At 58.3% G+C, this 4,007-nt stretch carries 8 protein-coding genes and 1 pseudogene; 8 read left to right on the plus strand and 1 reads right to left on the minus strand.

Annotated elements, in window-relative coordinates; all coding sequences use genetic code 11:
* The first annotated feature begins 143 nt into the window (after positions 1–143).
* The 7 genes and pseudogenes from GJ668_RS19340 to GJ668_RS19360 all read left to right on the plus strand — a co-directional run bounded on the left by GJ668_RS19340 (position 144) and on the right by GJ668_RS19360 (position 2,731).
* Entirely contained in the window at positions 144–323 is a 180-nt protein-coding gene (locus tag GJ668_RS19340) for a hypothetical protein (protein ID WP_155451720.1), read from the plus strand.
* 3 nt (positions 324–326) lie between these two features.
* Complete coding sequence (locus GJ668_RS19345; RefSeq protein WP_155451721.1) at positions 327–809, plus strand: aminoacyl-tRNA deacylase; 483 nt, start codon at positions 327–329, stop codon at positions 807–809.
* Between the two features lie 69 nt (positions 810–878).
* Positions 879–1,403 carry a GNAT family N-acetyltransferase gene (locus GJ668_RS19350; RefSeq protein WP_155451722.1) on the plus strand — a complete coding sequence of 175 codons (525 nt, stop codon included), beginning with the start codon at positions 879–881 and terminating at the stop codon, positions 1,401–1,403.
* 61 nt (positions 1,404–1,464) lie between these two features.
* Positions 1,465–1,707: pseudogene (locus GJ668_RS21160) on the plus strand (ProQ/FINO family protein); the annotation flags it as partial.
* Between the two features lie 152 nt (positions 1,708–1,859).
* Complete coding sequence (locus tag GJ668_RS21165; protein WP_186343231.1) at positions 1,860–2,168, plus strand: hypothetical protein; 309 nt, start codon at positions 1,860–1,862, stop codon at positions 2,166–2,168.
* Between the two features lie 138 nt (positions 2,169–2,306).
* A complete protein-coding gene (locus tag GJ668_RS20825; RefSeq protein ID WP_246195030.1) occupies positions 2,307–2,651 on the plus strand; it encodes a hypothetical protein in 345 nt (114 codons plus the stop codon).
* A complete protein-coding gene (locus GJ668_RS19360) occupies positions 2,585–2,731 on the plus strand; it encodes a lysozyme inhibitor LprI family protein (protein ID WP_343032252.1) in 147 nt (48 codons plus the stop codon). Before GJ668_RS20825 ends, GJ668_RS19360 begins: the two co-directional genes overlap by 67 nt.
* Here GJ668_RS19360 and GJ668_RS19365 read toward each other — a convergent pair.
* Entirely contained in the window at positions 2,725–3,051 is a 327-nt protein-coding gene (locus tag GJ668_RS19365) for a 4a-hydroxytetrahydrobiopterin dehydratase (RefSeq protein ID WP_155451723.1), read from the minus strand. The genes GJ668_RS19360 and GJ668_RS19365 overlap by 7 nt on opposite strands.
* Before the next feature lie 157 nt (positions 3,052–3,208).
* Between GJ668_RS19365 and GJ668_RS19370 the strand changes: the two genes are divergently transcribed.
* Positions 3,209–3,874, plus strand: coding sequence for a hypothetical protein (locus GJ668_RS19370; RefSeq protein WP_155451724.1), 666 nt, complete (start codon positions 3,209–3,211; stop codon positions 3,872–3,874).
* The last annotated feature ends 133 nt before the right edge of the window (positions 3,875–4,007 follow it).

The following is a 4,007-nucleotide window of genomic DNA, read 5'->3' on the forward strand; positions in this document are numbered from 1 at the left end:
CAGGATGCCATCAAACATGTCTAACAACGACCGCGTGTCAAGTTTAAAATGACTATATTTTACAAAAACTTGAAGTCACCTTAAAAGGGCTGATCACTTGACGCCCACCCCGGCACAGGATACTGCCACATGGAGTCCTCCCGATGTCCAATGAACCCAACACCCGCGTCACTGTCGTCGACATCCAGATGCCGTTCTGGTCGATGGTCGTCTTCATGGTCAAGGCCGCCATCGCCTCGATCCCGGCCGTTTTCATCCTGACGGTCATCGCCTCGGTGTTCATGGCGATCCTGAGCGCCCTGTTCGGCTCAGGTCTGCGCTGACCGATGAAGCCCGCCAAGGAACCCGTCACCCAAGCCGTGCGCGTACTGCGCACCGCCGGCGTGGACTTCGATGGCCACCCCTACACCTATGTCGAGGGCGGCGGCACCGCCCAGTTCGCGCGTGAGCTCGGAGTCGACGAACATCTGGTCATCAAGACCCTGGTCATGGAAGATGAGCAGCGCCAACCCATGCTGGTCCTCATGCACGGTGACCGCCAAGTCTCGACCCAAACACTGGCTCGTGCCATCGGCGTCAAACGGATCAAGCCCTGTGATCCCAAGATCGCCGACAAGCATTCGGGCTATCAGGTCGGCGGCACCTCGCCGTTCGGCACCCGCCGTGCGATGCCGGTCTATTGCGAGCAGGGCATCGCCGAACTGCCGCGCCTCTACATCAACGGCGGCAAGCGTGGCTATATCCTCTCGCTGGCGACGGCGGATCTGCTGCGCGTGCTCCAGCCGACTCTGGTTGACATGGCCGTCTGACGCCGTGGAGCGCGATAGATCTGGTTCTCGGTTAGCCTACCCACTCACCCAAAGGCAACAACAGCCCCTATGAATACAAATCTCGTCATCAGAAACGAAACCGACGCTGATGCCACGCCCATCCACGATGTCACCGTCGCCGCGTTCGAGACTCTGGAGATCAGCCGCCACACGGAACAGTTCATCATCGAGGCGCTGCGCGCGGCCAAGGCGCTCTCCGTATCGCTCGTTGCTGAACGCGATGGACAGGTCATCGGGCATATCGCGTTTTCTCCCGTGGTCATCTCGGACGGAACGCCGGATTGGTATGGCCTCGGACCGGTGTCCGTCTTACCCGCCCACCAGCGGCAAGGCATCGGAACAGCACTGATCCGGGAGGGACTCTCACGGCTGAAAGCCATGCATGCCCGTGGATGCTGTCTCGTCGGGCACCCGGATTACTACCGAAAGTTCGGGTTCAGGACAGTTCCGGGGCTGGTTCATGAAGGAATACCACCGGAGTTCTTCTTCGCACTGTCTTTCGATGATCAGTTTCCGCAGGGCTCGGTCACGTTCCACGAAGGATTCAACGCGGATGGCTCCTCTGCCGGCTAACCTGATGGCGCTGTTCGGGGCAAGTCCGCGCTGACCGTTCACCATGACCTGACCTGAAACCATGACCGACACGCCCAACCCAGACTCCGCCGTTGCGCCCGACGCCAAGCCCCAGAAGCCCTGGCTCGACCTCGCCACCCTCTACCCGGCCTGCTTCAACTGGAAACAGCCCCGCCCGCTCAAAATCGGGATTCGTGAGGATCTGCTCGCCGCCGGGCATGACCCAAAAATGATCCATCGCACCCTGGCGAAATACTGCGCACGCCGCCTCTATCTGAAGGTGACGCTGGCCGGAATGCCCCGCCTCGACGCCGCGCAATCTTCAGCCCCAACAACTACTCCGAGCTGTTCTTTCTCGACGAAGCCACGGCTTTTGCAGCCGGTCATCGTCCCTGCGCAGAGTGTCGGAGAGCGCGGTACAAGGCGTTCAAGGAAACCTGGTGTGCCGCCAATGGGGTGGAGCTTTCGACGCCGATCGCGCAGATCGACAAGCAACTCCATGCCGAACGTGCCGCGCGGGGCGGGGGAAAGATCACCTTCAAGCTCGACTTCGAGCGAGTTCCTGATGGTGCGTTCATCGACGGCAATGGCCACGCGCTCCTGAAATGGCGCACGGCGCTGAAGCGTTGGTCACCAACGGGCTACGAGGACGCGCACGCCATGCCGGATCCACAGGAGTCTGTAACCGTGTTGACGCCACAGTCCATCGTGCGCCTGTATGCGGCTGGATTTTCACCGCAAGTCCACGCCTCCGTTGAAGCGTGAGCGGGCGGGGCACTGTTCGTTTGCGGGGTACAATACGCCCGTGCTGGCGAGCGGCCGAGGATACTTTAGCCTGAAGACCGCGCGCGACTCGGCCAAAGAGGACGACGGCCTGATCGGTACAGCCTGAAACCGGAGACCATGATGACCCTGATCGACGAAACGCCGGGCCTGCGCCGGTACCTGACAACAGCGCTGGAGACTTCAACCGGTGAGGACGAGCAGCCGCTCGATGAGCGCTATACGCTCGACAACTTCGCACCGATCGCGCTGCTTCAGGCACACCTCGATCTCACCCAAGCGTGCAAGCTGGCCGATGGGCTTGTGACGGACTGGCCGAAGTATTGGGACGCCGACCAGTTCGCTGGTGACTTCTGGCTGAACGCAAACAATCGCTCAAGGCGGCGCAGCGGCTGTGGATTCAGTATCGCGATGCGAACTGCGACTTCTACCATGATCCCGAAGGTGGGTCGCTCCATCGTGTGATGTCCGCCGACTGCGTGCTGCGGGAAACGGCCGAGCGCGCGAAGGAGTTGGAAGGTCTGGCCGAGGTCTACGGTTACTGAGTGGCGTGCGTTTCAGCAGTCGTCGCCAACCGCTCCATCTGCCGCGCGAGTGCGATATCGCGCTCGGTGATCCCGCCGGCTTCATGCGTGCTCAGTGCAACGCGCACCTGTCCGTAGACGTTGCTCCAATCGGGATGATGGTTCATAGACTCGGCGATCAGGGCCACCTGGGTCATGAAGCCGAAGGCGCGCACGAAGTCGGGGAAGACGAAGGTCTTGCACAACTGGTCGCCGGAGAGCGACCAGCCGCCCTGACCCAAGGCGTTGAGGTCGGCGAGGGCGGTCGTCAGGGCGTCGGTATCGAGTCGTGTCGCGGACATGGCTTGATCTCCCTTTGGTCTTGAGTTTCTTGGGTCTGAAGGCGTTTTGGCAACGGGATGCTCCAAACGGTCTCGAACCTGAATCGCTGGGTTTTCTGTCACGCGCGCTTGAGATATGATAGCACGTTCCGTGAAATATGTTTGGATTGGGATGATAATGAAGTCTGTTCTGTGTGGTGTGGCCCTTGGCGTTGTGAGTGCCCCTGTGTTTGCTGAGGTGATGTGTCCCGAGCTGCTGGGTGCCTGTGTTGGAGAAGACCATGTTCTTAGAGTCGTCGATCGCATGGAGGACTGTGGACCGAACAGTGACTGGGTGCAGATTTCGGCTTTGAAACCTTATGATTCTGTGCGCCTTGTCGATGCGGATGGATTTGTGATTCATGAATATGGAGCATGTGTAAGCGATAGCAGCCCGCAAAATGGATTTCCCCCGATGTTGCCAAATAATTGGCAAAGCATTACGACAAGCCAGGGATATTTTTATAGCATCGCACAAGATACTGGAATGCCATCGACTGGATGGTCTGTTTATTTTGAGTCAAATGATTGTACGGGATCTGCTTGGCAGGTTGAAATGTATTCATATGATCCGTTGCCGGATGGGGGATGTTGTGAGGAATTTTTCTCTGGAGAAACAACGGCATCTGTCAGGTATATTCCAGGAAACTATGTTTATTACACACCGCCTGGTGAAACAAAAATACGCATGACAGAGGAATCCGTTGGAAGTGCAATCAAATCCATGATGAGCAGTAGCACTGATTATGTCTGCTCTGAGTTTTCTGCTTCACCAAACATGATTTATTATCTAAGGAAACGCTGAACAATTCCGTTTTGGCGAAGGGGTCTGAGTGATACCCTTGTGCCCTGTGTTCTCCACCGCCCTCAGCCTGACGACGATGCCCAAGAAACGCGCCCCGAAGCCGAAGTACCAGACCCGCCGTGAACGGTTCCTG

It is taken from the genome of Allochromatium palmeri, from assembly GCF_009720725.1.
Lineage (GTDB): Bacteria > Pseudomonadota > Gammaproteobacteria > Chromatiales > Chromatiaceae > Thermochromatium > Thermochromatium palmeri.